This is a genomic window from Staphylococcus argensis, from assembly GCF_002902305.1.
Taxonomy (GTDB): domain Bacteria; phylum Bacillota; class Bacilli; order Staphylococcales; family Staphylococcaceae; genus Staphylococcus; species Staphylococcus argensis.
Genome location: NZ_PPPX01000001.1, coordinates 1,014,062 through 1,037,880, shown reverse-complemented (window position 1 = coordinate 1,037,880; position 23,819 = coordinate 1,014,062). Strand labels below are relative to the sequence as shown.

26 protein-coding genes are annotated in these 23,819 nt (G+C 37.2%); 22 read left to right on the top strand and 4 right to left on the bottom strand.

Translation table 11 applies throughout. The features are described 5' to 3' along the window. Positions 1 to 3 precede the first annotated feature (3 nt). Genes CD039_RS05060 through CD039_RS05050 form a run of 3 tightly spaced genes read left to right on the top strand, consistent with a single transcriptional unit; the run spans position 4 to position 3,353 of the window. On the top strand, positions 4 to 1,359 hold the full coding sequence (locus tag CD039_RS05060; RefSeq protein ID WP_103371390.1) for an acetyl-CoA carboxylase biotin carboxylase subunit: 1,356 nt from the start codon (positions 4 to 6) through the stop codon (positions 1,357 to 1,359). A gap of 2 nt (positions 1,360 to 1,361) precedes the next feature. After that, the gene (gene pxpA, locus CD039_RS05055; RefSeq protein WP_103371389.1) at positions 1,362 to 2,120 is read left to right on the top strand and encodes a 5-oxoprolinase subunit PxpA; all 759 of its coding nucleotides are present in this window, start codon (positions 1,362 to 1,364) and stop codon (positions 2,118 to 2,120) included. Between the two features lie 3 nt (positions 2,121 to 2,123). Next, positions 2,124 to 3,353 (top strand): NRAMP family divalent metal transporter, encoded by a 1,230-nt coding sequence (locus tag CD039_RS05050; protein ID WP_002471053.1) that lies wholly within the window; start codon positions 2,124 to 2,126, stop codon positions 3,351 to 3,353. A gap of 224 nt (positions 3,354 to 3,577) precedes the next feature. On the opposite strand, the gene CD039_RS05045 is transcribed toward CD039_RS05050, so the two are convergent. Continuing rightward, on the bottom strand, positions 3,578 to 3,991 hold the full coding sequence (locus CD039_RS05045; RefSeq protein ID WP_103371388.1) for a carboxymuconolactone decarboxylase family protein: 414 nt from the start codon (positions 3,989 to 3,991) through the stop codon (positions 3,578 to 3,580). Positions 3,992 to 4,069: 78 nt separating this feature from the next. Further along, positions 4,070 to 4,972, bottom strand: a complete 903-nt coding sequence (locus CD039_RS05040; RefSeq protein WP_103371387.1) for a LysR family transcriptional regulator — start codon at positions 4,970 to 4,972, stop codon at positions 4,070 to 4,072. A 113-nt stretch (positions 4,973 to 5,085) separates the two neighbouring features. Between CD039_RS05040 and CD039_RS05035 the strand changes: the two genes are divergently transcribed. Continuing rightward, positions 5,086 to 5,916 carry an NAD(P)-dependent oxidoreductase gene (locus tag CD039_RS05035; RefSeq protein ID WP_103371386.1) on the top strand — a complete coding sequence of 277 codons (831 nt, stop codon included), beginning with the start codon at positions 5,086 to 5,088 and terminating at the stop codon, positions 5,914 to 5,916. 72 nt (positions 5,917 to 5,988) lie between these two features. Here CD039_RS05035 and CD039_RS05030 read toward each other — a convergent pair whose 3' ends face one another. After that, positions 5,989 to 7,173 (bottom strand): MFS transporter, encoded by a 1,185-nt coding sequence (locus CD039_RS05030; protein WP_103371385.1) that lies wholly within the window; start codon positions 7,171 to 7,173, stop codon positions 5,989 to 5,991. Positions 7,174 to 7,437: 264 nt separating this feature from the next. Between CD039_RS05030 and CD039_RS05025 the strand changes: the two genes are divergently transcribed. The 14 genes from CD039_RS05025 (at position 7,438) to holA (ending at position 18,582) form a co-directional block, all read left to right on the top strand. After that, the gene (locus CD039_RS05025) at positions 7,438 to 8,130 is read left to right on the top strand and encodes a flavin reductase family protein (protein ID WP_103371384.1); all 693 of its coding nucleotides are present in this window, start codon (positions 7,438 to 7,440) and stop codon (positions 8,128 to 8,130) included. Between the two features lie 191 nt (positions 8,131 to 8,321). After that, entirely contained in the window at positions 8,322 to 9,023 is a 702-nt protein-coding gene (mtnN, locus tag CD039_RS05020) for a 5'-methylthioadenosine/S-adenosylhomocysteine nucleosidase (protein ID WP_103371383.1), read from the top strand. 2 nt (positions 9,024 to 9,025) lie between these two features. Continuing rightward, the gene (locus CD039_RS05015; RefSeq protein WP_103371382.1) at positions 9,026 to 9,553 is read left to right on the top strand and encodes a YqeG family HAD IIIA-type phosphatase; all 528 of its coding nucleotides are present in this window, start codon (positions 9,026 to 9,028) and stop codon (positions 9,551 to 9,553) included. Beyond that, the gene (yqeH, locus tag CD039_RS05010) at positions 9,554 to 10,660 is read left to right on the top strand and encodes a ribosome biogenesis GTPase YqeH (protein WP_103371381.1); all 1,107 of its coding nucleotides are present in this window, start codon (positions 9,554 to 9,556) and stop codon (positions 10,658 to 10,660) included. Positions 10,661 to 10,672: 12 nt separating this feature from the next. Then, positions 10,673 to 11,479 carry a shikimate dehydrogenase gene (aroE, locus tag CD039_RS05005; protein WP_103371380.1) on the top strand — a complete coding sequence of 269 codons (807 nt, stop codon included), beginning with the start codon at positions 10,673 to 10,675 and terminating at the stop codon, positions 11,477 to 11,479. Between the two features lie 2 nt (positions 11,480 to 11,481). Beyond that, positions 11,482 to 11,775, top strand: coding sequence for a ribosome assembly RNA-binding protein YhbY (gene yhbY, locus CD039_RS05000; protein ID WP_103371379.1), 294 nt, complete (start codon positions 11,482 to 11,484; stop codon positions 11,773 to 11,775). Next, a complete protein-coding gene (locus tag CD039_RS04995) occupies positions 11,776 to 12,354 on the top strand; it encodes a nicotinate-nucleotide adenylyltransferase (protein WP_103371378.1) in 579 nt (192 codons plus the stop codon). Next, on the top strand, positions 12,347 to 12,931 hold the full coding sequence (yqeK, locus tag CD039_RS04990; protein WP_103371377.1) for a bis(5'-nucleosyl)-tetraphosphatase (symmetrical) YqeK: 585 nt from the start codon (positions 12,347 to 12,349) through the stop codon (positions 12,929 to 12,931). Before CD039_RS04995 ends, yqeK begins: the two co-directional genes overlap by 8 nt. Beyond that, positions 12,932 to 13,285, top strand: a complete 354-nt coding sequence (gene rsfS, locus CD039_RS04985; protein WP_103371376.1) for a ribosome silencing factor — start codon at positions 12,932 to 12,934, stop codon at positions 13,283 to 13,285. 2 nt (positions 13,286 to 13,287) lie between these two features. After that, positions 13,288 to 14,004 carry a class I SAM-dependent DNA methyltransferase gene (locus CD039_RS04980; RefSeq protein WP_103371375.1) on the top strand — a complete coding sequence of 239 codons (717 nt, stop codon included), beginning with the start codon at positions 13,288 to 13,290 and terminating at the stop codon, positions 14,002 to 14,004. A 48-nt stretch (positions 14,005 to 14,052) separates the two neighbouring features. Then, positions 14,053 to 14,778, top strand: coding sequence for a helix-hairpin-helix domain-containing protein (locus tag CD039_RS04975; protein WP_103371374.1), 726 nt, complete (start codon positions 14,053 to 14,055; stop codon positions 14,776 to 14,778). A 74-nt stretch (positions 14,779 to 14,852) separates the two neighbouring features. After that, a complete protein-coding gene (locus tag CD039_RS04970; protein ID WP_103371373.1) occupies positions 14,853 to 15,311 on the top strand; it encodes a ComE operon protein 2 in 459 nt (152 codons plus the stop codon). A 148-nt stretch (positions 15,312 to 15,459) separates the two neighbouring features. Next, positions 15,460 to 17,547, top strand: coding sequence for a DNA internalization-related competence protein ComEC/Rec2 (locus CD039_RS04965; RefSeq protein ID WP_167386227.1), 2,088 nt, complete (start codon positions 15,460 to 15,462; stop codon positions 17,545 to 17,547). Positions 17,548 to 17,607: 60 nt separating this feature from the next. Continuing rightward, complete coding sequence (gene holA / locus CD039_RS04960) at positions 17,608 to 18,582, top strand: DNA polymerase III subunit delta (RefSeq protein WP_103371371.1); 975 nt, start codon at positions 17,608 to 17,610, stop codon at positions 18,580 to 18,582. A gap of 69 nt (positions 18,583 to 18,651) precedes the next feature. Here holA and rpsT read toward each other — a convergent pair whose 3' ends face one another. Next, on the bottom strand, positions 18,652 to 18,903 hold the full coding sequence (rpsT, locus tag CD039_RS04955) for a 30S ribosomal protein S20 (protein ID WP_049405621.1): 252 nt from the start codon (positions 18,901 to 18,903) through the stop codon (positions 18,652 to 18,654). Between the two features lie 452 nt (positions 18,904 to 19,355). Here rpsT and lepA point away from each other — a divergent pair, with 452 nt between their 5' ends. The 4 genes from lepA to grpE all read left to right on the top strand — a co-directional run. Next, positions 19,356 to 21,179 carry a translation elongation factor 4 gene (gene lepA / locus CD039_RS04950; RefSeq protein ID WP_103371370.1) on the top strand — a complete coding sequence of 608 codons (1,824 nt, stop codon included), beginning with the start codon at positions 19,356 to 19,358 and terminating at the stop codon, positions 21,177 to 21,179. Between the two features lie 80 nt (positions 21,180 to 21,259). Beyond that, positions 21,260 to 22,384, top strand: coding sequence for a radical SAM family heme chaperone HemW (hemW, locus tag CD039_RS04945; RefSeq protein WP_103371369.1), 1,125 nt, complete (start codon positions 21,260 to 21,262; stop codon positions 22,382 to 22,384). Between the two features lie 111 nt (positions 22,385 to 22,495). Continuing rightward, entirely contained in the window at positions 22,496 to 23,476 is a 981-nt protein-coding gene (gene hrcA, locus CD039_RS04940; RefSeq protein ID WP_103371368.1) for a heat-inducible transcriptional repressor HrcA, read from the top strand. 24 nt (positions 23,477 to 23,500) lie between these two features. Further along, the coding region (grpE, locus tag CD039_RS12045; protein ID WP_338112675.1) for a nucleotide exchange factor GrpE at positions 23,501 to 23,819 on the top strand (319 nt) is incomplete at its 3' end.

The following is a 23,819-nucleotide window of genomic DNA, read 5'->3' as shown; positions in this document are numbered from 1 at the left end:
GCATTGTATCGTTGTTTAATTGCAAACAGAGGAGAAATCGCAGTTCGTATCATTCGCGCTTGTCGTGAACTCGGTATTGAAACTGTAGCTATCTATGCTAAGGGAGATGAATCAAGTCTGCATGTGAGCTTGGCCGATCAAGCTGTATGTGTCGGTGAAGCCAATGCGCTTGATAGTTACTTAAACCAAGATCGTATTATCTCAGCAGCAGAAATGACTGGAGCGAATGCGATTCATCCAGGATATGGTTTCTTATCAGAAAGTCCGTCATTTGCCCATAAAGTTGAAGAGAATGATATTTACTTTATCGGTCCTACGAAAGAAACGATGCAAATGATGGGTGATAAGATTACTGCTCGCCAAACTGTAGATCAAGCGGGTGTGCCTATCATTCCAGGTTCAACTGATGCAGTTGAATCAGTTGATGAAGTAAAGGAAATTGCTAAAGAAATTGGTTACCCACTCGTGTTGAAAGCTGCTAGTGGTGGTGGCGGTAAAGGTATCCGTATCGTCAAAGAGCCAGAGATGTTAGATAAATCTTTTAAAGAAGCTAAAAGTGAAGGTAAAAAATACTTCGACGATGATCGTATTTACGTCGAAGCCTTCATTCCTGTAGCTAAACACGTCGAAGTACAAATTCTCGGTGATGGTAAAGATAATTTCATCCACCTTGGTGAACGTGACTGTTCAGTACAACGTAAAAATCAAAAATTAATCGAGGAATCTCCATGTTCGTCACTTACTGATGAAAAACGCCAACGTATCTGTGACGATGCCGTGAAGGTTGCGAAAGCATCTCACTATCGCAGTGCAGGTACAATAGAATTCCTCGTTACTGACGATGCATATTATTTCATCGAGATGAACGCACGTATTCAAGTCGAACATACAGTAACTGAAATGCGTGCGGGTAGAGATTTATTAGCAGCGCAACTGTACTTGATGCAACATAATCATTTACCGTATACACAAGATGACATCATCTTTGACGGACACGCGATTGAAGCACGCATCAACGCAGAAGATCCTGAGAAACACTTCCAACCGACACCAGGTAAAGTACAAGCTTTACACTTACCACAAGGATTTAACGTACGTGTAGACTCATTGCTTTATCAAGGTTACATGGTTTCACCATACTACGATTCACTCGTAGCTAAAGTGATCGTTAAAGCACCAACACGTGCGCTTGCTATCAATAAATTAAAATGTACGTTAGACGAAATGGTTATAGACGGTTTCTCAACAACAGCTGATTTCTTATACGCAGTACTCTCTTATCCTGCCTATGCAGATGGAGATGCTAGCGATGTAGATATTAAATTCTTAGAACGTCATAAAATTATCAAGGGGGCTTAAGAATGAAGATCGATTTAAACTGCGACTTAGGAGAAGCATTTGGTAATTATAGCTTTGGTGGAGACAATGATATTATTCCTTTAATTACTTCTGCTAACGTGGCATGTGGTTTCCACGCAGGTGACTGGAATGTCATGCATGAAACGGTGAAGTTAGCGAAAGAATCTAATATCGGTATTGGTGCACATCCAGGTTTACCTGATTTACAAGGTTTCGGTCGTCGTAATATGGATATTTCTCCTGACGAAATCTACAACATCGTGACTTATCAACTCGGCGCACTCAATAGCTTTTGTCAGATTCACGATGTTCGCATCAACCATGTGAAACCACATGGTGCACTTTACCAAATGGGTGCGCGTGATAAAGATATTGCACATGCGATTGCACAAGCAGTATATGATTTCGATCCAGAACTTATTTACGTAGGCTTATCAAATACGCTATTGATTTCTGAAGCTGAAAAAGTAGGTTTAACAGCTGCTTCAGAAGTCTTTGCTGACCGTCGATACGAAGAAGATGGACAGCTTGTAAGTCGTAAAGAGCCTGATGCTGTGCTCACAGATAAAGATGAAGCTATCAATCAAGTCTTGAAGATGGTCAAAGACCAACAAGTTGTAACTAAGACTGGCAAAGTGATTGATTTGAAAGCAGATACAATCTGTGTACACGGTGACGGCGCAAATGCATTAGAGTTTGTACGTAACATTCGTGAGACATTAAACAAAGAAGGTGTTTCCATTACACAACTAGGGGGTTAACACATGGGGAAGAAGAAACTTCAAACAAATGATTTTCAATTCACTAAAGGTCACAAGAGGCTATTATTAGGTTCAGTCTTCTTGATGGCAACATCAGCTATTGGACCGGCATTCTTGACGCAAACTGCAGTATTTACTGGTCAATTTGCAGCAAGCTTTGCCTTTGCCATATTACTATCCATACTTATCGACATCGCAGCACAAGTAAACATATGGCGTATTCTTGTCGTTACAGGTAAACGTGGACAAGAAATTGCCAATGATGTTGTGGGTGGCTTAGGTACATTTATTTCCATATTGATCGCTATAGGGGGACTCGCTTTCAATATCGGTAATATTGCCGGTGCTGGACTAGGGTTAAATGCCATCTTTGGCCTTGATGTGAAATGGGGCGCTGCAATTACAGCAGTTCTATCCATCGCCATCTTTATTTCAAAGAATGGTCAGAAAGTGATGGACGTCGTATCTATGGTGCTCGGTGCACTCATGATTATCGTAGTTGCAGTCGTTATGTTTAAAGCCAATCCACCATATGCAGATGCAGCAGCACATATGGTTTGGCCAGAACATCCAGTAGCACTCGTATTACCAATCATTACACTCGTAGGTGGTACGGTAGGTGGTTACATCACCTTCGCAGGCGCACACCGTATCCTGGATTCAGGAATTAAAGGTAAAGATTACTTACCGTTCGTTAACCGAGCAGCGATTTCAGGTATCTTAACTACTGGTGTCCTTCGTGCTTTACTGTTCTTAGCAGTGTTAGGGGTAGTCGTAACTGGCTTTACTTTAAGCCAAGATAATCCACCAGCTTCTGTTTTTGAAAAAGTCTTAGGACCTATCGGTAGAAATATCTTTGGTATCGTATTATTCGCAGCAGCGATGTCATCCGTAATTGGTTCAGCATATACTAGTGCGACATTCTTAAAGACGATGCACAAGAAGTTATTTGAACGTAACAACTTAATCGTTATTACATTTATCGTTGTTTCAACTTTAATCTTCTTATTCATCGGTAAACCAGTTAAATTATTAATCATTGCTGGTGCTTTAAATGGTTTAGTACTTCCAATTACTTTAGGTACAATTCTTGTCGCAAGTACACGCAAGTCTATCGTCGGTGATTATCGACATCCGAAATGGATGATGATACTCGGTATTATTGCTGTAATTATTACGATAGTAACAGGTATTATGTCATTCAAAGAGCTTGGTGCACTTTGGACAAGCTAACTTAATATAGAAACTAAACATTTCATTCATAAAATCTTGAGCTCATTGTGGGCTCAAGATTTTTTCTTTATTTAGCCAAATGATTGGGGCATAGACAACTAAGGTTCCGTACCAATGGGAAGATACGGAACCTTAAGGATGATGTCTTTCATTATTATTTTAGGGAGAATAGTTCGTACAAAAGGGATAAAGTTTTGCTATCGGGTGCTTAGTGACAAATATTGTTATTCAGCTTGAGTATAGTAGTCGACGTTACGTTCTTTGTATACTTTTTTCACTAATTGAAGTGCATTTAGTACACGTGGGAAACCAACATATGGAAGTAAATGCATAATTGTTTCTGAAATTTCTTGAGGTGTTAAACCTACTGTTAACGCAACATTAATGTGTAATTCTAATTGCGGTTCAGTACCTAATGTGACAAGGGCAGAAATAGTACTGATTGCACGTTGTCTGTAATCAAGTCCTTCACGAGAATAAATATCTCCAAACGCGAATTCTTTGACTAAGTCTCCTAAACCTGGTGCAACATCTCCAAGTTCTTCTTCGATGTTAGCATGAGTAGGAATATTCTCGTTATCACTTGCTGTTAAATCATCCATAATTTTTTGTCCGATTTCGCTACGACTTTGTTCCATCGTTAAGACCTCCTCTATCGAAACTCTAATTCTATTGTAGTACGAGATCTTATATTCTAAAAGTTCATAATGATAATACTAAGTATTACTAAATTTCATAGAATGAATGTGTTCCTTCGTATATTCAATAAAAGTTTTTAACGGCGTGGACAATGGTTTATGACTTTTTACAACGAAATTAATATCCATCGACATTGCAGAATCATCAATAGGAACAGTAGTTAATTTCTCAAAATTGAGCAGTGAACTTAACGAATAAGGCATGACTGCAATTCCGAAACCTTCATTCACCATAGATAATATAAAGTCCCATTGCGTACTTTCCATTTGTATAGAGGGTTTGAAATGATATTTATAGCACTCGTAAACCAATTTTTTACGTAATTCATAGTCTGATGTAAGGGCGATAAATGATTCGTCTTTAAGATCGTTCAAACTAACAGAAGCGTGTTGTGCTAAAGGATGATCTTGATTTACATAAACTACAAGTGGATCATTAATGAGTGGAATGACATCAAGGTTGGCTTCACTCTCAAGCTCCATTGAAACAACGATATCCACAGTACCATCAAGCAGTGCATTCTTAACCTTGTATGCACCAGCCTCGTAAATTTGAAGATCAATTCTCGGATACATGTCTGTAAACGTTTTAATGATTTCTGGAAAATAGAGTGTCCCTGAAATCGGCGGAAGCCCAATATTTATATGACCTTGTTTAAGATTCTCAATATCAAAGAGCTGATTAGTAATGTTATCTAAAGAATGTAAGACTTGCAATCCTTGTTGGTAAACAATCTTACCAGTTTCCGTTAATTCAATCTGTTTATTCGAGCGATCTAATAATGTTGTATCTAATTCATCCTCTAAACTTTTAACAACTTTACTTAATGTTGATTGCGAGAGGTAGAGCGTCTCCGCTGCTCTAGAGAAACCTTTATTCTCAACAACAGCGATGAAATACTTGAGTTGGCGAATGTCCATACTTAACCTCCTTAATAATACTATGATTTTTTGTCATAAGTATAATTCTAATTATATATTTTACGCATAGGTTAATGCAAAGTTAAAATAGTAACTATTAGGAGGCGTTTATAATGAAAAAAATCGGTTTTGTAGGTCTAGGAAATATGGGTGCTGGAATGGCGATGAATTTACAAAAATCTGGCTTCCAAGTTCTTGCATATGATCTTGATAAAGATAAGATTAAAGAATTGGAAAAAGAAGGCATTCAAGATTGTGAATCGATTAAAGAAGTCACTGAACAAGTTGATGATGCAGTAATTACAATGGTGCGCAACCAAGCACAGACAGAAGATGTCATCTTCGGGGACAATGCCATCACTTCTGCTGATAATCATAATGTAACTGTGGTCGTTATGAGTACCCTCAATCCAACTATTATGGAAGATCTTGAGAAGAAAGTATCAGCATATGATTTAAATCTTCTTGATGCTCCTGTAAGTGGTAGCTTATCTGGTGCTGAAAAAGGTAGTCTAGCAATCTTCTCATCTGGTGCACAAGAAATTAAAGAACAACTCAAACCTTATTTTGAGGCGATGGGTTCTCACATCTTTGATCTAGGAGATAAAATAGGTGCAGGACAAGCAGCGAAATTAGCGAACAACTTGTTATTAGGTATCAACATGGTGGGAATTTCTGAAGCTGTGAAATTTGGTAATAGTTATGGTCTTGACGAAGAAGATGTACTCGATATCGTTGAAGTAAGTACAGGTAATAGTTGGGCAGCGAATAACTGGGGTGAAATTAAAGAGTATAAAAATAACGGTACGTTAGATGCAATTTATAAAGACTTAACTTCTGTTATCGCTGAATCTACTAAAAATAAAACATTCGTTCCAGTCAGTGGACTCGTTCTTAACGTACTGCATAATTCAATGGACAGCGAAGATAACTCAAATAAATAATTCGAATATAAAGATAGCCTCAATCGTGTTGATGTTAGTGTTCGCACGATTGAGGCTTATTTTTAAATTATTTTATTTTGCTGTATCAGGATTGATACCTTTTGGAATGAAGAAGCTAACAATTAACGCAGCTAAAGCGATCAAGCTAAGAATGCTAAAGGCTACGAAATAATGAGTGAGCTTTTCTAAATAAATTGAAAGTACTGGTGCAATTGCAGTACCAAGGAACAAGATAAAGGTATTCACTGATAAGAAGAAACCGCGATTTGTCGCTGCAAGCATACCTACTTTAGAAATCACAGATGGAATACAGAATGCAACACCTGCAACAAAGACGATACTAAAGAAAGTAATGATAACAATATTTGAAGTAATACCTAAACCGATGAGTGAAACAATTTGAGCTACGAGCGCAATTTTAATAACCCAAATAACACTCAACTTGTCACTAATACGTCCTGCAAATAACGATAAAATCATGCCGATAATACCTAACAATTTAACAACGAAAGCCGTCGTTAAATCACCATGTACATAATGAGATTTAATATAGTCATTAAGAATGGTATACATACTGATGAAATTTGTGAGTAAAGTCAATGAAATAAAGAAACATCCAATGACTGATTTATATAAGAATATATCTTTAAAGTGACTCATGAAACGTGAAAGTTTAATATCTGGGTTACGATATGGACTTTCCGGAACAAGTTTCGAAACGACGAAAGTTAAGATGATATAGAGTACACTGAGTACAATATAAGTAACGCGCCAGCCATAAGCATTAGATAAGATTTCACTTAAGTTCTGACCTATAATACCTGAAAGCATGAAGCTCGTACTAATGAAACTAATTGCCGTCACACGTTTAACAGGGGGATACATCTCAGTAGTATAAGCTAGAGAAACAGGTGAGAACGTCGCTGCGAACATACCTTGGAAGACTCTAAGGACAAGTAATAAACCAAAGGAGTTAACAAATCCAATACCAAGTGAAACTACAACGAGTCCTACTAGTCCTATCAATATAATTTTAATACGACCAAATTTATCTGAAATGACACCATAGAGTAAACAACTAATTGAATAGGCCAGTGAGAAGACCACACCATTCAAAGTAGCTGTCGCCTTGGAGATGCCGAAATCTTTCGCAATGTGGGGTAGCATTGGAATAGCTGCATATAAGCTACACATAACAATAATACCAGTGATAAAGAACACTGTAGTAATTCGATTATATTTAAGCTCTTGTTCCATAACATTCACCTTTCTATTTTATTTGCCTGTGATATTATCACACGAAGATAAACGTATTTAAAGTGTAAAATTTAATTTTTCACAAATTGATAACAAACTATTTATTCTTAACATTAATACGAATACAAATTTTCTTAAAGTTTGCACGTTTTATTCTTTTAAAAAGATTAAGTTGATTACGTGCAATAATAAATGTATAAGTATTTATTATGAATCGAAGTTAGTTAATAAGGGTATAGAACAACAACAAGGAGGTATGAAAAAATGCAATATTCACCAAAACAAGGAACAAGAAGTCACGGACTTCTACATGATCCATTTAAGAGCAGCACTGTACCGAGACCTATAGGCTGGTTATCTACTACATCTAAAGATGGTAAAGATAATTTGGCTCCTTACAGTCAATATCAGAATTTAACATGGGATCCTCCTATGGTTATGTTCGCAGCTAACCAATCTGTCTTGGGTGACCATGAACGTAAAGATACTGTGAAGAACATCGAAGAAACAGGTTGGTTCGTTTGGAACATGGCAACATACGATTTAAGAGAAGCAGTCAATCTTTCAGCGAAAGCACTCGATTATGATGTAGACGAATTTGATTACGCTGGTGTGACGAAAGAAGAATGTATTGAAGCGCCAGGTTATCGTGTTAAAGAAAGTCCTATCCATTTCGAGTGTGAATATGTTCAAACGTTACGTATTCCAACTGGCGACCCAGTTTCAACTGTAGATATCGTTATTGGCCGCGTTGCTCACGTGCATATAGATGATCGTTTCATCACTGACGAAGGTAAGATTGATATCCCATCTATTCGTCCGATTGCACGTTTAGGTTATTATGATTACACAGTGGTAGATAAAATCTTCGAAATGAAAGCACCTGCTGCTTCTAAAGAAGAGTTAGCCGGTTTAGAGGGTCGTAATTTCGATAATAAATCAGATGATGAAGAATAAAAGGCTTTAAACGATATAACGTCGTTGAGATAAATAAAAATTGGTTGTAAACACCTGCGCGGACTTAGAATGATTATACTCATCCGTGTGGGTGTTTTTTACGATGAAGAAATGACCGCACATGATCGAGGAAAGTTCGAACTTATGGTAAAATAACTAAAGCATTAAATATATCAACGAGGTGACAAATCATGATAGGTATTATTGGCGCTATGGAAGAAGAAGTAGCGATACTTAAAGATCAATTAACTCAACTTGATGAAATACATATTGCTCATGTTAAGTTCTATCGTGGACAACTGAATGGTCATGAGGTAGTGTTAACACAAAGTGGCATTGGTAAAGTGAATGTAGCCATTTCTACAACATTATTAATCCATGAATTTAAGCCCGATGTCATCATCAATACGGGTTCAGCAGGTGCGCTTGATGCCGACTTAAACGTAGGAGATGTGGTCGTGAGCGAAAGTGTAGCTTATCATGATGCAGATGCACAAGCTTTCGGATATGAGCTCGGTCAAATCCCTCAAATGCCAGCACAATACGCAGCTGATGCAGAACTATTAGAGCTAACGACAGAAGCGATTGAAGCGCAATCATTAACTGCTCAGAAAGGACTTATCGTCAGCGGAGATAGCTTTATCGGTACCAATACACAAAGAGAAACGATACGTGTTGCCTTTCCAGATGCACTTGCAGTAGAAATGGAAGCGACAGCAATTGCGCAAACTTGTTATCAATTCAACGTACCGTTTATTATTACGCGTGCGATTTCAGATTTGGCTAATGGAGAAGCAGAATTATCCTTCGAAGCATTTCTGAAAAAAGCTGCACAATCATCAAGTCAAGTGGTAGAGAATTTAGTGAATAAAATAGGGCAAAAAGGTGACTAACTATGGGTTTGATTAAAAAATACTTTATGCCAAACGCGTATGTGCAATCAATCCACCAAATTGATTTAGCACATCTATCCCAGAGTGGCGTTAAAGGAATCATTACAGATTTAGATAATACATTAGTAGGTTGGGATGAGGCAGAACCCACACCAGAAGTGAGAGAATGGTTCCAACAATTACAATCATTAGGTATTACTGTAACGATTGTCTCAAATAACAATGAACAACGTGTGGGTAGCTTTTCCGAATCGCTAGATGTGGATTACATTTTCAAAGCCAAGAAACCGATGGGTAAAGCATTTAAGAAAGCAATTCAACGCATGGGACTCCAACCTAGCGAGACAGTCGTCATTGGCGACCAAATGATGACGGATGTATTCGGTGGAAACAATCGTGGACTTTACACGATTATGGTCGTTCCTGTGAAACAAACAGATGGTTGGATCACGAAATTAAATCGCATGATTGAGCGTCGTTTGTTAAATCACTTTAGACGTAAAGGCTATATCAAATGGGAGGAATCGTGATTGAGTGAAACAGAAGTATTAAGATGTATAGGTTGCGGTGCACCGCTTCAATCTGAAGATCCGAAGGCACCAGGCTATGTACCTGAACATAACTTATTCCGAGATGATGTAGTATGTAAGAGATGTTTCCGTCTCAAGCATTACAACGAAGTGCAAGATGTAGGCATGGACAGCGAAGACTTTCTCAATTTGCTCAATACGCTAGCAGATAAAAAGGGTATCGTAGTTAATGTTGTCGATGTCTTTGACTTTGAAGGTTCCTTTATCAATGCAGTGAAACGTATCGTCGGAAATAAGAAGATTATACTTGCAGCGAATAAGATTGACCTTTTACCTAAACAAATTAATAAAAACAGAGTGAAAGACTGGCTACGTCGCACAGCACGTAAATATGGTTTAGACGCTGAAGCAGTCGTACTTCTTTCCGCCCAACACAATAAAGGCATTCAAGATTTAATTGACGCCATCAACAAAGTTCGTCGCAATGAAGATGTATACATTGTAGGTGCAACCAATGTAGGTAAGTCTACATTAATTAACCGCTTAATTGAGCAAAGTGTTGGAGAGAAAGATGTCGTCACAACTTCACGTTTCCCAGGTACAACGTTAGATATGATTGATATTCCTTTAGATGAAACGTCATTTATGTACGATACCCCAGGAATTATTCAAGAACATCAAATGACCCATTATGTGACGCCTGAAGAGTTGAAGACAATTATTCCTAAGAACGAAATCAAACAACGTGTCTATCAATTAAACGAAGAACAAACACTCTTCTTCGGTGGTCTCGCTCGTATCGATTATGTCAGTGGTGGACGTCGTTCACTCGTGTGTTACTTCTCAAACGAACTCAACATTCATCGTACGAAGACAGAGAAAGCGGATGACTTATGGCGCAATCACTTAGGTGAAATGCTCACGCCACCTACATCTGCTTCTCATTTCGATTTGTCACAGGTGAAGCGTGTACGTTTAGAAACAGGCAAAGAGAAGCGCGACGTGATGATTTCCGGACTAGGATTTATCACTATTGAAGCAGGCGCTAAAGTCATCGTGCACGTTCCTAAAAATGTTGATGTCGTATTACGTAAATCTATAATGTAAGGTGGAGAAACTATGAAATTTGCTGTAATAGGTCATCCTATAGCTCATTCGTTATCACCTGTCATGCACGAAGCGAACTTCAGTGCTTTAGGACGTGATGATACTTATGAGGCGCTCGATATACCGCCGGAACAGTTTGACGATATCAAAGATATTATTGCTTCAAGACAGCTAGATGGCTTTAACATTACTATTCCGCATAAAGAACGTATTCTCCCTTATCTCGATGATATCGATGCACAAGCTCGTGATTTAGGAGCAGTTAATACAGTTAAAATTGTGGATGGTCAATGGATTGGTTATAACACGGATGGCATTGGCTACGTCCAAGGTTTACAAACTGTATACCCAGACTTAGCCAACGCTTATATCTTAATATTAGGCGCAGGTGGTGCGAGCAAGGGCATCGCTAACGTACTTGATCAAGTTGTTAAACCTAAATTATCAGTTGCGAACCGTACTATGAAACGTTTTGATAACTGGGACTTAGAGGTGAATAAACTCACCCTACAACAAGCAGAGGCACATTTAGGAGAATTTGATATCATTATTAATACGACTCCAGCGGGTATGAGTAATAATAGAGACGTCGTTATTGCATTAAATCACCTCGATGAACGCACATTAGTGAGTGACATCATTTACACACCGAGCAAAACTGCTTTTTTACTACAAGCAGAAGCAAACGGAAATGAAATTTATAACGGATTAGACATGTTTATCAATCAAGGTGCAGAAAGCTTTAGAACATGGACGGGTCAGGAGCCCGATACGGAAGCCATGAAGCAAACTGTCATTAAGCATTTAGAAGGAGAGTAGTTATGTTAACAGGAAAGCAGAAACGCTATTTACGTAGCTTAGCACATAATATTGAACCGACATTCCAAATTGGCAAAGCAGGAATAAATGAGAATATGGTGGAACAGTTGAAGGATATTTTAGAAAAAAGAGAGCTCATCAAAGTTCACATTTTACAAAATAACTTTGAAGATAAGAAAGAATTAGCGGCCAATTTAAGTGAGATGACTGAGAGTGAACTCGTTCAAGTGATAGGGTCAATGATCGTCTTGTACAAAGCATCATCCGAGAATAAACAGATTCATTTACCATCATAAATGACACATCAACAGGAATCTATCGTCCTCTATGGCGGTCAATTTAACCCGATACACACTGCTCATCTCATGGTAGCAAGTGAAGTTTATCATACGCTTCAGCCCGATCGTTTCTTCTTCTTGCCCAGCTATATGTCACCGTTAAAGTCACACAAAGATGCCCTTGACACAAAGCATCGCGTGGCTATGGTGAAATTAGCGATTGAAACGCTAGGCTTTGGAGAAATTTGCTATTTGGATTTAGAAAGAAAGGGACAAAGTTATACTTACGATACGATTTGTTCGCTACGTGAATCCTATCCAGATAGCACGATTTACTTTGTGATTGGCACAGATCAATATGAGCAACTCGATAAGTGGTATCATATTGAAGATTTAAAATCTTTAGTGACATTTGTCGTCGTGAATCGAGGGACTGCTCAACAAGAAGTTGAACCCTCAATGGTGAGTGTCACGATACCACGCATAGATATTAGTTCAACTATGATTCGTCAGCGCATACAAGAACGACATAATATTCAGGTCCTCGTACCACCACTTATTCAACAATATATTGCAGAGGAGAACTTGTATGAATAAATCAGAAGCGATTGAATTAATTAAAGAGAAATTACCAGATAAACGCTATCAACACTCATTACGTGTGGCTGAAACAGCTGTCAAATTAGCACAAATTTACGAAGGTGATGTAGATAAGGCAGAGATGGCCGGTATCTTACATGATTATTGTAAGTATGATGATTTAGGCTACATGTATCAAATTGTAAGACAACATGACTTAGATCCAAATCTATTAAGCTTTGGAGGAGAAATCTTACATGGACCTGTGTGTGCTTCATTGATGAAATCAGAATATGATATTACTGATGAAGAAATTCTCACAGCCATTGCTTACCATACCACAGGCCGTGCTCAGATGACGAAGACCGAGAAGATTGTCTTTATCGCCGACTATATCGAGCCTGAACGTCAAATACCAGGCGTTGAAGAAATCCGAGATATGGCATACAATCAAGGTAGCTTAGATAATACAATTTATGAGATTTCTAAGCGTACTGTTCTTTATTTAATTAGCAATGACATTACCGTTTTTAATACTACAATTGAATGTTTAAATTATTATAACTATAGTGATGAAAGAGTAAAGGATGATTAAATGAAATCAAGCGAGTTATTAAATATTGTGATTAAAGCAACTGAGAATAAGAAAGCAGAAGATATTATTTCACTTGATATGCAAGGTATTAGTGATATGACGGACTATTTCGTCGTTTGTCACGGAAATAACGAACGCCAAGTTCAAGCTATTGCACGTGCAGTGAAAGAAACTGCGCATGAGCAAGGCTTAGATGTAAAGAGAATGGAAGGTTTCAACGAAGGACGTTGGATTCTAATAGACTTGGCAGATGTAGTCATCCATGTCTTTCATAAAGACGAACGTAACTACTATAATCTTGAAAAATTATATCAAGATGCACCACTTAAAAATTATAATCAGGCAGTTTATTAAGTATGGTACAATATCACGAATTAAGTCAGTTCTATGACAGTCTTACACGTGACCAACCTTACACATCTTGGCGCGATATTATAGAACATTATCGAGAAGATCGACAAACACTGTTAGATATAGGTTGCGGAACTGGTAATCTCACCACTCTATTAAGTGGCTTTGATACAGTGTTTGGTATGGATTTAAGTATTGATATGCTTACATTAGCAGAGCAGAAGTCATCGAATGTAAAGTGGGTTGAAGGTGATATGACTGACTTCGACCTCGGTATCCAGTTTGATATCGTCACTATTCTATGTGATTCTTTGAATTATCTAGCAACTGAAGAAGAGGTTGAACAAACTTTTGAACGTGTTTATCAACATCTCACTCCAGGAGGTTTGATCATTTTCGATGTCCATACTGAGCACAAGATGCAAACGTGGTTCAACGATCAATGTTATATAGATGAAACAGAGCAAGTATTTCTCGCTTGGGAAGCTGTAAGAGGCGAGGAACCACTTAGCGTATGGCACGATTTAACCTTTTTCGTTCATAATGAAGATCAAACGTATCATCGTATTAACGAGTCACATTATCAGAGAACTTATACGCAAGACACTTATCTTAAAATGCTTAAAGACAAAGGTTTCACTATCGTTAATACGTTTACTGACTTTGAATATAATTCATGCGACCTTGAAGGCAACCGTTTATTCTTTATCGCAAAAAAATAAAGTAAAATCACTCCGAACTACGTGTATATAGTAAAGGAGTGATTTTTTATGTCTTGGGATTTAACTCATCTTAAAGCACTAGTGATGAAATATAAGATTTATGTGATTATTTCATGTGTCGCTTTATGCGCGCTCGCTTTTTACTTTATGTCTCATATGGGTCAAAGTAATGATATGAAAGCTGAAGATGCAACATTACAAGAACAAGCTTTTAAAACGGTAGATACTCAAGGAAAAAATAACGGAGGAACAAGCGGTACTTCAAGTTCTACTGCTACCAACGGATCTAACACTAAGGTTGAGGAAATTTATGTTGATATTAAAGGCGCAGTAAAGCATCCTAATATATATCGTATGATGTCTACAGATCGACTCAAGCAGCTATTAGATAAAGCGCAACCTACCTCTCAAGCCGATTTAACTCAAATTAACTTAGCTGAAAGACTCACTGATCAAAAGCTCATCGTCATTCCAAAGAAAGGAGAGCAAGCAACCGGTGGTAATAACGGGGGCGCGACACAAGGAGCAACTGCTTCTTCAAGTGCGCCTACAGGTTCGGCGAGCAGCAATTCATCTGTGGAGAAACAAGTCAATATTAATACAGCCACAGAAAGTGATTTGCAGTCGATACCTGGGATAGGACCATCTAAAGCGAAATCGATCATTGAATACAGAGACAATAACGGTGCCTTTGATTCTGTGGAGAAGATCAAGGAAGTGAATGGTATCGGCGAGAAGACCTTTGATAAATTAAAGGACTTTCTCACAGTTTAAAATTTATTGCATTCTAACGCTGTAAGACTTAACCTAGAATTATTAAACCAAGAATAGAACACGGAGGATCGAAGATGAAACGATTACAATGGGAAGAATACTTTATGGCACAGAGCCATCTACTTGCTTTACGCTCGACTTGTACACGTCTCTCAGTAGGCGCAACGATAGTGAAAGATAACCGTATTATAGCTGGAGGATATAATGGCTCAGTTGCTGGTGAAGTACACTGTATCGATGAAGGCTGTCTTATAGAAGACGGTCATTGTATTCGCACGATTCACGCTGAGATGAACGCTTTATTACAATGTGCGAAACAAGGTGTCTCAACAGAAGGTGCGACGATTTATGTCACTCACTTTCCTTGTCTAAATTGCACAAAGTCAATTATTCAAGCAGGAATTAAGAAGATTTATTACGCAGAAGATTATCATAATCATGACTACGCTCTGAAACTGCTCAATCAATCTAATATCGAATATAAGAAGATCCCTTTCGATAAAGAGAATGTCGCGCAGTATTTAATGGACTAAGATGTTTTATTTAACACTTGCGTACCTCATAGGTATTCTCTTTCTTTACCACCGCTACATGGCTGTATGTTTGTTGCTATTATTAATCTTCATATTATATCGCAAGCAAGTGCGTAGTTTAATAATAGTGGGTTGTCTCATATTACCGTTGATTAGTGGAAGTTATTTTCATTATCAAGATAAACGTTACCAACAAGCATACAGTTCACAGTTGCTACATCCTGAACTTCAAGGACGAGCGACTTTTACCGATCAAGCAATGCATAATGGAACGGCACTTCGTGGCCACGTCTCCATAAATGATAATTCATATTCTTATCATTATTTCTTAAAACAACCTAACAAGATACCTCCCTTAACTCCGGGAACTCAATGCGAGGTCAAAGGGGAACTAAAGTATTTAAGTGATTCTCCATATAGCCCACAGTATTTCTTTATCAAAGATATTAATTTAAACAGTTGTGATGTGAATATAAAAGCTTCCTTAAGTTTGATTGAACGACATAAAAATTTCATCTATCAACAAATATCTCACACTCATTTAGAACATCCTGGTCGTATTATCGCTCTCGTTTCCGGGGATACGAGTTATTTAAGCGAACAAGAAGTCTTAGAAGTGAAGAATTTAGGTATCTATCATCTCATTGCAGTAAGTGGTTCTCATATTGCCATTATATGTTCGATTACTTATGCACTACTTCTAAGACTGAACGTGCCTTTGTTCTATATTAAACTCTCATTATTATTTTTGTTACCTATTTATGGTCTTTATACTGATTTAGCTCCTAGCGCACTTAGATCTATTTTCACCGTGATGTTAGTCATTCTGATACCATCGCGCTTTTACCATCATGCTTTAGATATTGTAGGCGCTTCATTTATTTTATTAACCCTTATTTTTCCACACTTTTTATTCGACATTGGCTTTCAGTTTTCATATTTAATCACACTTTTTATCTTGTTGTCACAACCGTTATTAGATCAAACTCCAATTATTAAAAGTCTATTGTATATGACTTTTATAGCTCAAATTGGTTCCTTTCTCATTAGTGCCATTCATTTTAACGAAGTACAATGGATAGGGCTATTCGCTAATCTCATTTTTGTACCATTTTATTCAATTATTTTATTTCCTTTAGCAATTTTCTACTTTGCTTGGTTACATTTAAAGATACCGTTGAATCTACTCGATCATTTCATTAATATGATGTTTCATGTTCATGATTATATCGTTCGTTGGATTTTGCAATTTAGTCATTTTAAATGGTTTATTCCACAGTTAAATGAAATATTGCTTACATTATTGTTGATTGTTTTATTCAGTATATTGTACTTCTTTGTGGCTCAGCGATTTATAACTACTTTTGTAATTAGTATAGGCTTATTTTTAATTCTTCAATTTTTCCCGGCTCATCATGCGAACCGTCTCACCATGCTTAATGTAGGTCAAGGCGATGCGTTTTTAGTAGAAAGTATAAAAGGGCAGACTTTGATGATTGATACAGGAGGTAAACATCTTCGTCCAGGAGAAGTCGATAAACATCAAATTAGTAAGTATCATATTCTTCCCACTTTTAAAAAAAGAAATATTACGAGCTTAGATTATTTAATCATTACTCATCCACATGCAGATCATATGGGAGAATTGGACTATTTGCTCACTCAAATTAAGGTGAAGCACCTTATTCTTAATCCGCATAGTTATACACCACAACAACTCAAGCATCTCACTCAACGTTTGAGTCATTGGAAAGGAAACGTCATAGATTTTCGTCAAATACCCCAACTCAATTTTGATGAATATCAACTCCGGTTACTAGATGCGACTCATGACACGAGTGAAGATTTAAATGAACACTGTATTATCACTTTAATGCAATTTCGCAATAAACAGTTACTCTTTATGGGCGATGCCACTGTAAAGAATGAAGAGACATTACTTCAACAATATCAATTGCCTCCAATTGATATTTTGAAAGTAGGACATCACGGTATTAAGACGAGTTCTAGTCAAGCTTTTATCGATGCGATCCATCCCCGTGTGAGTCTCATTTCAGCCGGTAAAAATAATCGCTATCATTTACCAAATAAAGAGGTGGAAGATCGACTGAATGACAACCAATCCGCAATACTAACCACAGTCGAGAATGGTGAAATCACCTTAGATTTAGAAGCCTCTATCGAAACCATGCTCAAACCGTGGAAAATATACGAGCCTTTAAAATCGTCGGAATAGCATCATCAAACATGCTATAATGAATGAGCGATGTTGATGTAGAAAGGAAGCTAATACACTATGAGTGACATGATATATACAATTTATGGTGAAGTTCCTGAACTCATTGAGAAGAAAGCGAACGAGCTGGTTGAGGAATATTTAGATGAGCCTAAGGATGACTTTAACTTTATCAGATACAATATGTACGAAGACTCACTGAATCAAATTATTGAAGAAACATTGACCATGCCTTTCTTCTCAGATAAAAAAGTCGTGATAGTACAAAATGCATTCGTCTTTACAGGGGAGAAAGCACCGAAAGACATCAATCCAAATATCGATGAACTCATTGAGTTCTTAACTAAATATGATGGTTCTACGTTACTCATATTTGAAGTGAATCATAATAAATTAGACGAGCGAAAGAAGTTAGTAAAGACACTCAAGAAACAAGCTAATTTGATTAAAATAGAGCAGATGTCAGAGAAAGAAATGAAAAACTGGATTAAAAGTTATTTGCATGAAAACTACAAAGATATTAAAGAAGATGCGTTAAACTTATTTATTGAATTGACTGGTATTAATTACAATATTATTAAACAAGAACTCGAAAAATTACAGCTCTTCTTAGGTGATCGCCCAACGATTAATCGTCAAGATGTACATGATATCGTGAATCGTAGTTTGGAACAAAATGTCTTTTTACTTACTGATTACATACAGAAAGGAAATAAAGACAAAGCCATTCATCTAGTTAGAGATTTGATAGCTATGAAAGAGGAGCCTATTAAATTACTCGCTCTTATAACGAGTAATTATCGATTGTTCTACCAAAGTAAGATACTCAACGAGAAAGGGTATAGCGGTCAGCAAATCGCGAAGACAGTTAACGTGCATCCATATAGAGTGAAGCTCGCATTACAACAAGCGCGTTACTATCAGTTACACCAACTGTTAAATATTATTAATAACTGTGCTGAGACGGATTATAAACTTAAATCTTCGTACATGGATAAACAGCTTATTTTAGAATTATTCATTCTTTCTCTGTAATAATCTTTCGAATTACACATAAAAAAGGGGCTAAGACCTATTAAGCCTTAGCCTCTAATTTAGTAATAATTATTTGCTAGCAGACATTAATTTAGATTTAATTCTGTCCGCTTTATTTGAGTGAATTAAATTACGTTGAGCTGCTTTGTCGACTTTTTTAAGTGCGAAGCTCACTAATTCATCTTTCTCACTAGCATTTGTTTCGATAGCTGTTTTAGCACGTTTCACAGCTGTACGCATAGCGTTTTTCTGTGAAATGTTACGGTGTTCAACTTCTTCAGTTTTTCTCACACGTTTAACTGCAGATTTAATATTTGGCATATCTGTCACCTCCTAGATTAGGCTACCATATCAAAATAATTTTTGATTACAACAAGAAATATTTTATCAAAACAGTTCTCATTCTGCAATCATTTATTTAATACAGATACTTAACATTATAACTGTATCATAAGTGATTGGAAAGTCTCTGCATAATTTATATAATAATAGATGTAGCATGGTAACGTAAAGAGGAAGAACTATGAAATAGCATTAGAGTCACAACTAGAACAAATATTAGCTCATGCTACCCATTGTTAGCGAACCCCATGGTTTAAGGCAAAGGAAAGTACTTACCACTTGAACTAACCTCAACTCTAATCAATTGAGAGAATGGAACGTTCTATAACTTAACGCTATCGGCTTAGAACTCTTGCAATTAAAGGTTAAAAACGTTACTATGACAAAGATGTTTAATAATCAGGGTAATATGAAAGCGAGAAGGATATGACATGGATAATCAAGAGAGATTAAATCGTCGAAAATATATACGAAACTTTTCTATTATTGCACATATTGACCACGGTAAATCTACTTTAGCTGACCGTATATTAGAAAATACTAAGTCAGTTGAATCACGCGAAATGCAAGATCAATTACTTGATTCAATGGATCTTGAAAGAGAACGTGGTATCACAATTAAATTAAATACTGTGCGGTTAAAATATGATGCTAAAGATGGCAATACATACACATTTCACTTAATCGACACACCGGGACATGTCGATTTCACTTATGAAGTCTCACGTTCACTTGCAGCATGTGAGGGTGCGATTCTCGTCGTCGATGCTGCACAAGGTATTGAAGCACAAACTTTAGCCAACGTTTACCTCGCATTAGATAACGATTTGGAGCTACTTCCTGTTGTTAATAAGATTGACTTGCCAGCAGCTGAACCTGAACGAGTGAAACAAGAGCTAGAAGACGTTATAGGTTTAGATCAAGATGACGTTGTTCTTGCTAGTGCTAAATCTAATATCGGCATCGAAGAAATATTGGAACAAGTTGTCGAAATGGTACCGCCACCTGAAGGCGATCCTCAAGCACCACTTAAGGCGCTCATCTTCGACTCTGAATACGATTCATATCGCGGTGTAATTTCAGCTATCCGTGTGATGGAAGGCGTTGTTAAAGCTGGTGACCGTATTAAGATGATGGCTACTGGCAAAGAATTTGAAGTAACTGAAGTTGGAATTAATACACCTAAAGATTTACCGGTTGAAGAATTAACTGTTGGGGATGTAGGTTATATTATCGCAAATATTAAAAATGTCGATGATTCACGTGTAGGTGATACGATCACTCACGTGAACCAACCGGCTCCAGAGCCATTAAAAGGTTATAAAAAGATGAATCCTATGGTCTTCTGTGGTTTATTCCCAATCGACAACAAAGATTACAATGATTTACGTGAAGCATTAGAAAAACTTCAACTTAATGACTCGTCACTTGAGTTTGAGCCTGAGTCATCCCAAGCATTAGGCTTTGGTTATCGTACAGGTTTCCTCGGAATGCTTCACATGGAAATTATTCAAGAACGTATTGAGAGAGAGTTCGGCATCGGATTGATTGCAACAGCGCCATCAGTTATCTACCAATGTATTTTAAAAACGGGCGAAGAGGTGTCTGTAGACAACCCTGCACAAATGCCAGAACGTGATCAAATTGAAGCTGTCTATGAGCCGTTCGTTAGAGCTACTATGATGGTTCCTAATGATTACGTAGGTCCTGTTATGGAGCTATGCCAACGTAAACGTGGCCAGTTTATTAATATGGATTACTTAGATGACATCCGTGTTAACATCATCTATGAAATTCCATTAGCTGAAGTTGTATTTGACTTCTTTGATCAATTGAAGTCTCAAACGAAAGGCTATGCATCATTTGATTATGAATTTATCGATAACAAGGAAAGCAACCTCGTTAAGATGGACATTTTACTCAACGGCGACAAAATTGATGCATTAAGCTTTATCGTGCATCGCGACTTTGCTTACGAAAGAGGTAAAGCTTTAGTAGAAAAGCTTAAAACACTAATTCCTCGCCAACAATTCGAAGTACCAGTACAAGCAGCGATCGGACAAAAAATCGTCGCTCGTACCAACATTAAATCAATGGGTAAAAACGTCTTATCTAAATGTTACGGTGGGGACATTAGTCGTAAACGTAAACTGTTAGAAAAACAAAAAGCTGGTAAAGCAAAAATGAAAGCAGTAGGAAACGTAGAAATTCCACAAGATGCATTCTTAGCAGTCCTTAAGATGGACGACGAATAATATACTCGTAAACGCAAGGGTGAATTCCAGTCATTTCATGGAGTTCACCTTTCGTATTTCAAGAAAAAGTGAGGGTTAGCATGAAAGTTCAAAGTGCCTATATTCATATTCCGTTCTGTGTTCGTATTTGTACTTATTGCGATTTCAATAAATATTTTATACAGAATCAGCCCGTGGATGAATATCTCAACTGTTTGGTTAAGGAGATGAAGACAAGCGAAGTACGTCATTTGAAGACTTTATTTGTGGGTGGGGGAACACCGACAGCTTTATCTGAATCACAGCTAGAAAGACTCCTTCAAGCCATAACTTCATTATTTACCATTGAAGATGAATTTAGTTTCGAAGCCAATCCAGACGAGCTAACGCTGAACAAAGTTCGTCTGCTTAAAAAATATGGCGTGAACCGCTTATCAATGGGTGTGCAAACTTTCAATCCACAACTCCTTGATTTGCTTGGTCGCACACACTCTCCAGACGATATCTATCAAGCTATAGACAACGCACGCCAAGTCGGCATCGACTCGATAAGTTTAGACTTAATGTATCATCTCCCACAACAAAGTTTAGATGATTTCAAAGAAAGTTTAGATATCGCACTCTCACTGAATATTGATCATATTTCCAGTTATGGGTTGATATTAGAACCTCAAACGCAATTCTATAATATGTATCGTAAAGGTAAGCTCAAGCTCCCTTCAGAAGATGTTGGTGAAGAAATGTACACATACTTAATTGAACGGCTTAATCAAACCAATTTCCATCAATATGAGATTTCTAACTTTGCTAAAAAGGGACATGAATCTGAACATAATAAAGTATATTGGAGAAACGAAGGATACTATGGTTTCGGTGCGGGAGCGAGTGGTTACGTTAATGGCGAGCGTTATACCAATGTGAATCCCGTCAATCATTACATTAAAAAGATTCAAGCTAAAGAGCGACCTGTTCTTCATTCAACTCGACCTACACTCCAAGAGCAAATGGAAGAAGAGATGTTCTTGGGTTTACGAATGAACAGAGGTGTAAGTATGAAACGTTTTGAAGAAAAGTTTGACCAATCCATTGATCAAATCTATGGTCAAACATTAAATCAACTCGTTTCCGATGGTCTTATTGTAATAAATCGGGTGTATATCTCGTTGACTGAGAGAGGGAAAGTGATTGGTAACGAGGTGTTTGAAGCATTTTTACTTAGCGTGTAAACTTTCTCAAAAATTTTTTCAAAAAAGCGTGCTTTAACATTGACTTACTTTGACCAATTTGATAAATTATAATTAGCACTTGAAACAAAAGAGTGCTAATGAGGTGAAAACATGATAACTGAAAGACAATTAAGCATACTTAATGCAATTGTTGAAGATTATGTTGATTTAGGACATCCATTAGGATCAAAGACGTTGATTGAACGACATCAACTCGATGTGAGTCCAGCAACGATTCGCAATGAAATGAAAGCTTTAGAAGAGTTTGACCTTATTGAGAAGACACACACGTCTTCAGGCAGAAGTCCTTCAGTACAAGGTTTCAAATATCATGTGGACTATCTATTGGATCAAGCATCTCATCAACAACAAAGTAAGACCCAACGTTTAAAGACGCTAATGGCTTCCAATCACTACAATATTTCGTCTGCATTGAGTGAATTTGCGGACGAGATTTCAAAAGCGTCACAATACACGACGTTGGTAATGAGACCAGATCATAAACAAGATGTAATCAATGACATTCATTTGGTTCGAGCAAATGCGTTTCTTGTCATTATGATTGTCGTTTTCACTTCAGGTCACGTCGAACATTTGCATCTCGCATCCCAAGCTCCTTTGACCAACGAAGAGCTTACTAAGATTGCAAATTTCGTAAGTGCGCAATTCAAACATCAACGAGATGTTCGTTTTGACAGTGAGATCAATATGTTTACTAATTCTCCGACTGAGCGAGATTTCATTAAAAATCTCGTATCATCATTAGAAGTGCATATTGATGAACAAAGTAATGGCATTTTCACCGGTGGAAAGGTTAAACTAATTGATGCATTAAATGAACAAAATGTCTCATCTATTCAACCTATCCTACAGTACATTGAATCACATAAGATAACACAGTTATTAGATTCAATGTCTAATGTGCCGATAAGCGTAAAGATAGGCGATGAAATAGACGATCATTTGAGTGACATTTCCATCATCACGAGTGATTATCATATCGATGATAATCTACGTGGACAAATTGCAATTATCGGACCAATTGCAATGCGATATCAAAACGTCATCCAGTTGCTTAATGCAATTTGGTAAGACGAGATAATTGGAGGGCAGACAATGGCAGAAAAAAATGAATCAGTCAACAGTCAAACTGATGCTCAAGAAGAAGAAGTTCAGTCTCAAGATGTAGAGCAAGAAACTTCTGAAGAACAAGCATCAGCTGATCAAACTGATGTTAATTCTGATGCTCAAAATGAATCATCTTCACAAGCGACATCAGATGAAGAATCAACTGCTGATGAAGAAGAAAATGTTGATCCTAAAGATGAAGAGATTCAACAATTAAAAGAACAAGTTAAAGAAAACGAAGACAAATATTTAAGATTGTACGCGGAATTTGAAAATTATAAACGCCGCTTACAAAAAGAAAATCAAA

What these genes read in the sequence shown, in the direction of transcription:
- pxpA (WP_103371389.1), top strand. Translation starts at nt 1,362, where the DNA reads ATGAAGATCGATTTAAACTGCGACTTAGGAGAAGCATTTGGTAATTAT.
- CD039_RS05050 (WP_002471053.1), top strand. Translation starts at nt 2,124, where the DNA reads ATGGGGAAGAAGAAACTTCAAACAAATGATTTTCAATTCACTAAAGGT.
- CD039_RS05045 (WP_103371388.1), bottom strand. Translation starts at nt 3,991, where the DNA reads ATGGAACAAAGTCGTAGCGAAATCGGACAAAAAATTATGGATGATTTA.
- CD039_RS05040 (WP_103371387.1), bottom strand. Translation starts at nt 4,972, where the DNA reads ATGGACATTCGCCAACTCAAGTATTTCATCGCTGTTGTTGAGAATAAA.
- CD039_RS05035 (WP_103371386.1), top strand. Translation starts at nt 5,086, where the DNA reads ATGAAAAAAATCGGTTTTGTAGGTCTAGGAAATATGGGTGCTGGAATG.
- CD039_RS05030 (WP_103371385.1), bottom strand. Translation starts at nt 7,173, where the DNA reads ATGGAACAAGAGCTTAAATATAATCGAATTACTACAGTGTTCTTTATC.
- CD039_RS05025 (WP_103371384.1), top strand. Translation starts at nt 7,438, where the DNA reads ATGCAATATTCACCAAAACAAGGAACAAGAAGTCACGGACTTCTACAT.
- mtnN (WP_103371383.1), top strand. Translation starts at nt 8,322, where the DNA reads ATGATAGGTATTATTGGCGCTATGGAAGAAGAAGTAGCGATACTTAAA.
- CD039_RS05015 (WP_103371382.1), top strand. Translation starts at nt 9,026, where the DNA reads ATGGGTTTGATTAAAAAATACTTTATGCCAAACGCGTATGTGCAATCA.
- aroE (WP_103371380.1), top strand. Translation starts at nt 10,673, where the DNA reads ATGAAATTTGCTGTAATAGGTCATCCTATAGCTCATTCGTTATCACCT.
- yhbY (WP_103371379.1), top strand. Translation starts at nt 11,482, where the DNA reads ATGTTAACAGGAAAGCAGAAACGCTATTTACGTAGCTTAGCACATAAT.
- CD039_RS04995 (WP_103371378.1), top strand. Translation starts at nt 11,776, where the DNA reads ATGACACATCAACAGGAATCTATCGTCCTCTATGGCGGTCAATTTAAC.
- yqeK (WP_103371377.1), top strand. Translation starts at nt 12,347, where the DNA reads ATGAATAAATCAGAAGCGATTGAATTAATTAAAGAGAAATTACCAGAT.
- rsfS (WP_103371376.1), top strand. Translation starts at nt 12,932, where the DNA reads ATGAAATCAAGCGAGTTATTAAATATTGTGATTAAAGCAACTGAGAAT.
- CD039_RS04980 (WP_103371375.1), top strand. Translation starts at nt 13,288, where the DNA reads ATGGTACAATATCACGAATTAAGTCAGTTCTATGACAGTCTTACACGT.
- CD039_RS04975 (WP_103371374.1), top strand. Translation starts at nt 14,053, where the DNA reads ATGTCTTGGGATTTAACTCATCTTAAAGCACTAGTGATGAAATATAAG.
- CD039_RS04970 (WP_103371373.1), top strand. Translation starts at nt 14,853, where the DNA reads ATGAAACGATTACAATGGGAAGAATACTTTATGGCACAGAGCCATCTA.
- holA (WP_103371371.1), top strand. Translation starts at nt 17,608, where the DNA reads ATGAGTGACATGATATATACAATTTATGGTGAAGTTCCTGAACTCATT.
- rpsT (WP_049405621.1), bottom strand. Translation starts at nt 18,903, where the DNA reads ATGCCAAATATTAAATCTGCAGTTAAACGTGTGAGAAAAACTGAAGAA.
- lepA (WP_103371370.1), top strand. Translation starts at nt 19,356, where the DNA reads ATGGATAATCAAGAGAGATTAAATCGTCGAAAATATATACGAAACTTT.
- hemW (WP_103371369.1), top strand. Translation starts at nt 21,260, where the DNA reads ATGAAAGTTCAAAGTGCCTATATTCATATTCCGTTCTGTGTTCGTATT.
- hrcA (WP_103371368.1), top strand. Translation starts at nt 22,496, where the DNA reads ATGATAACTGAAAGACAATTAAGCATACTTAATGCAATTGTTGAAGAT.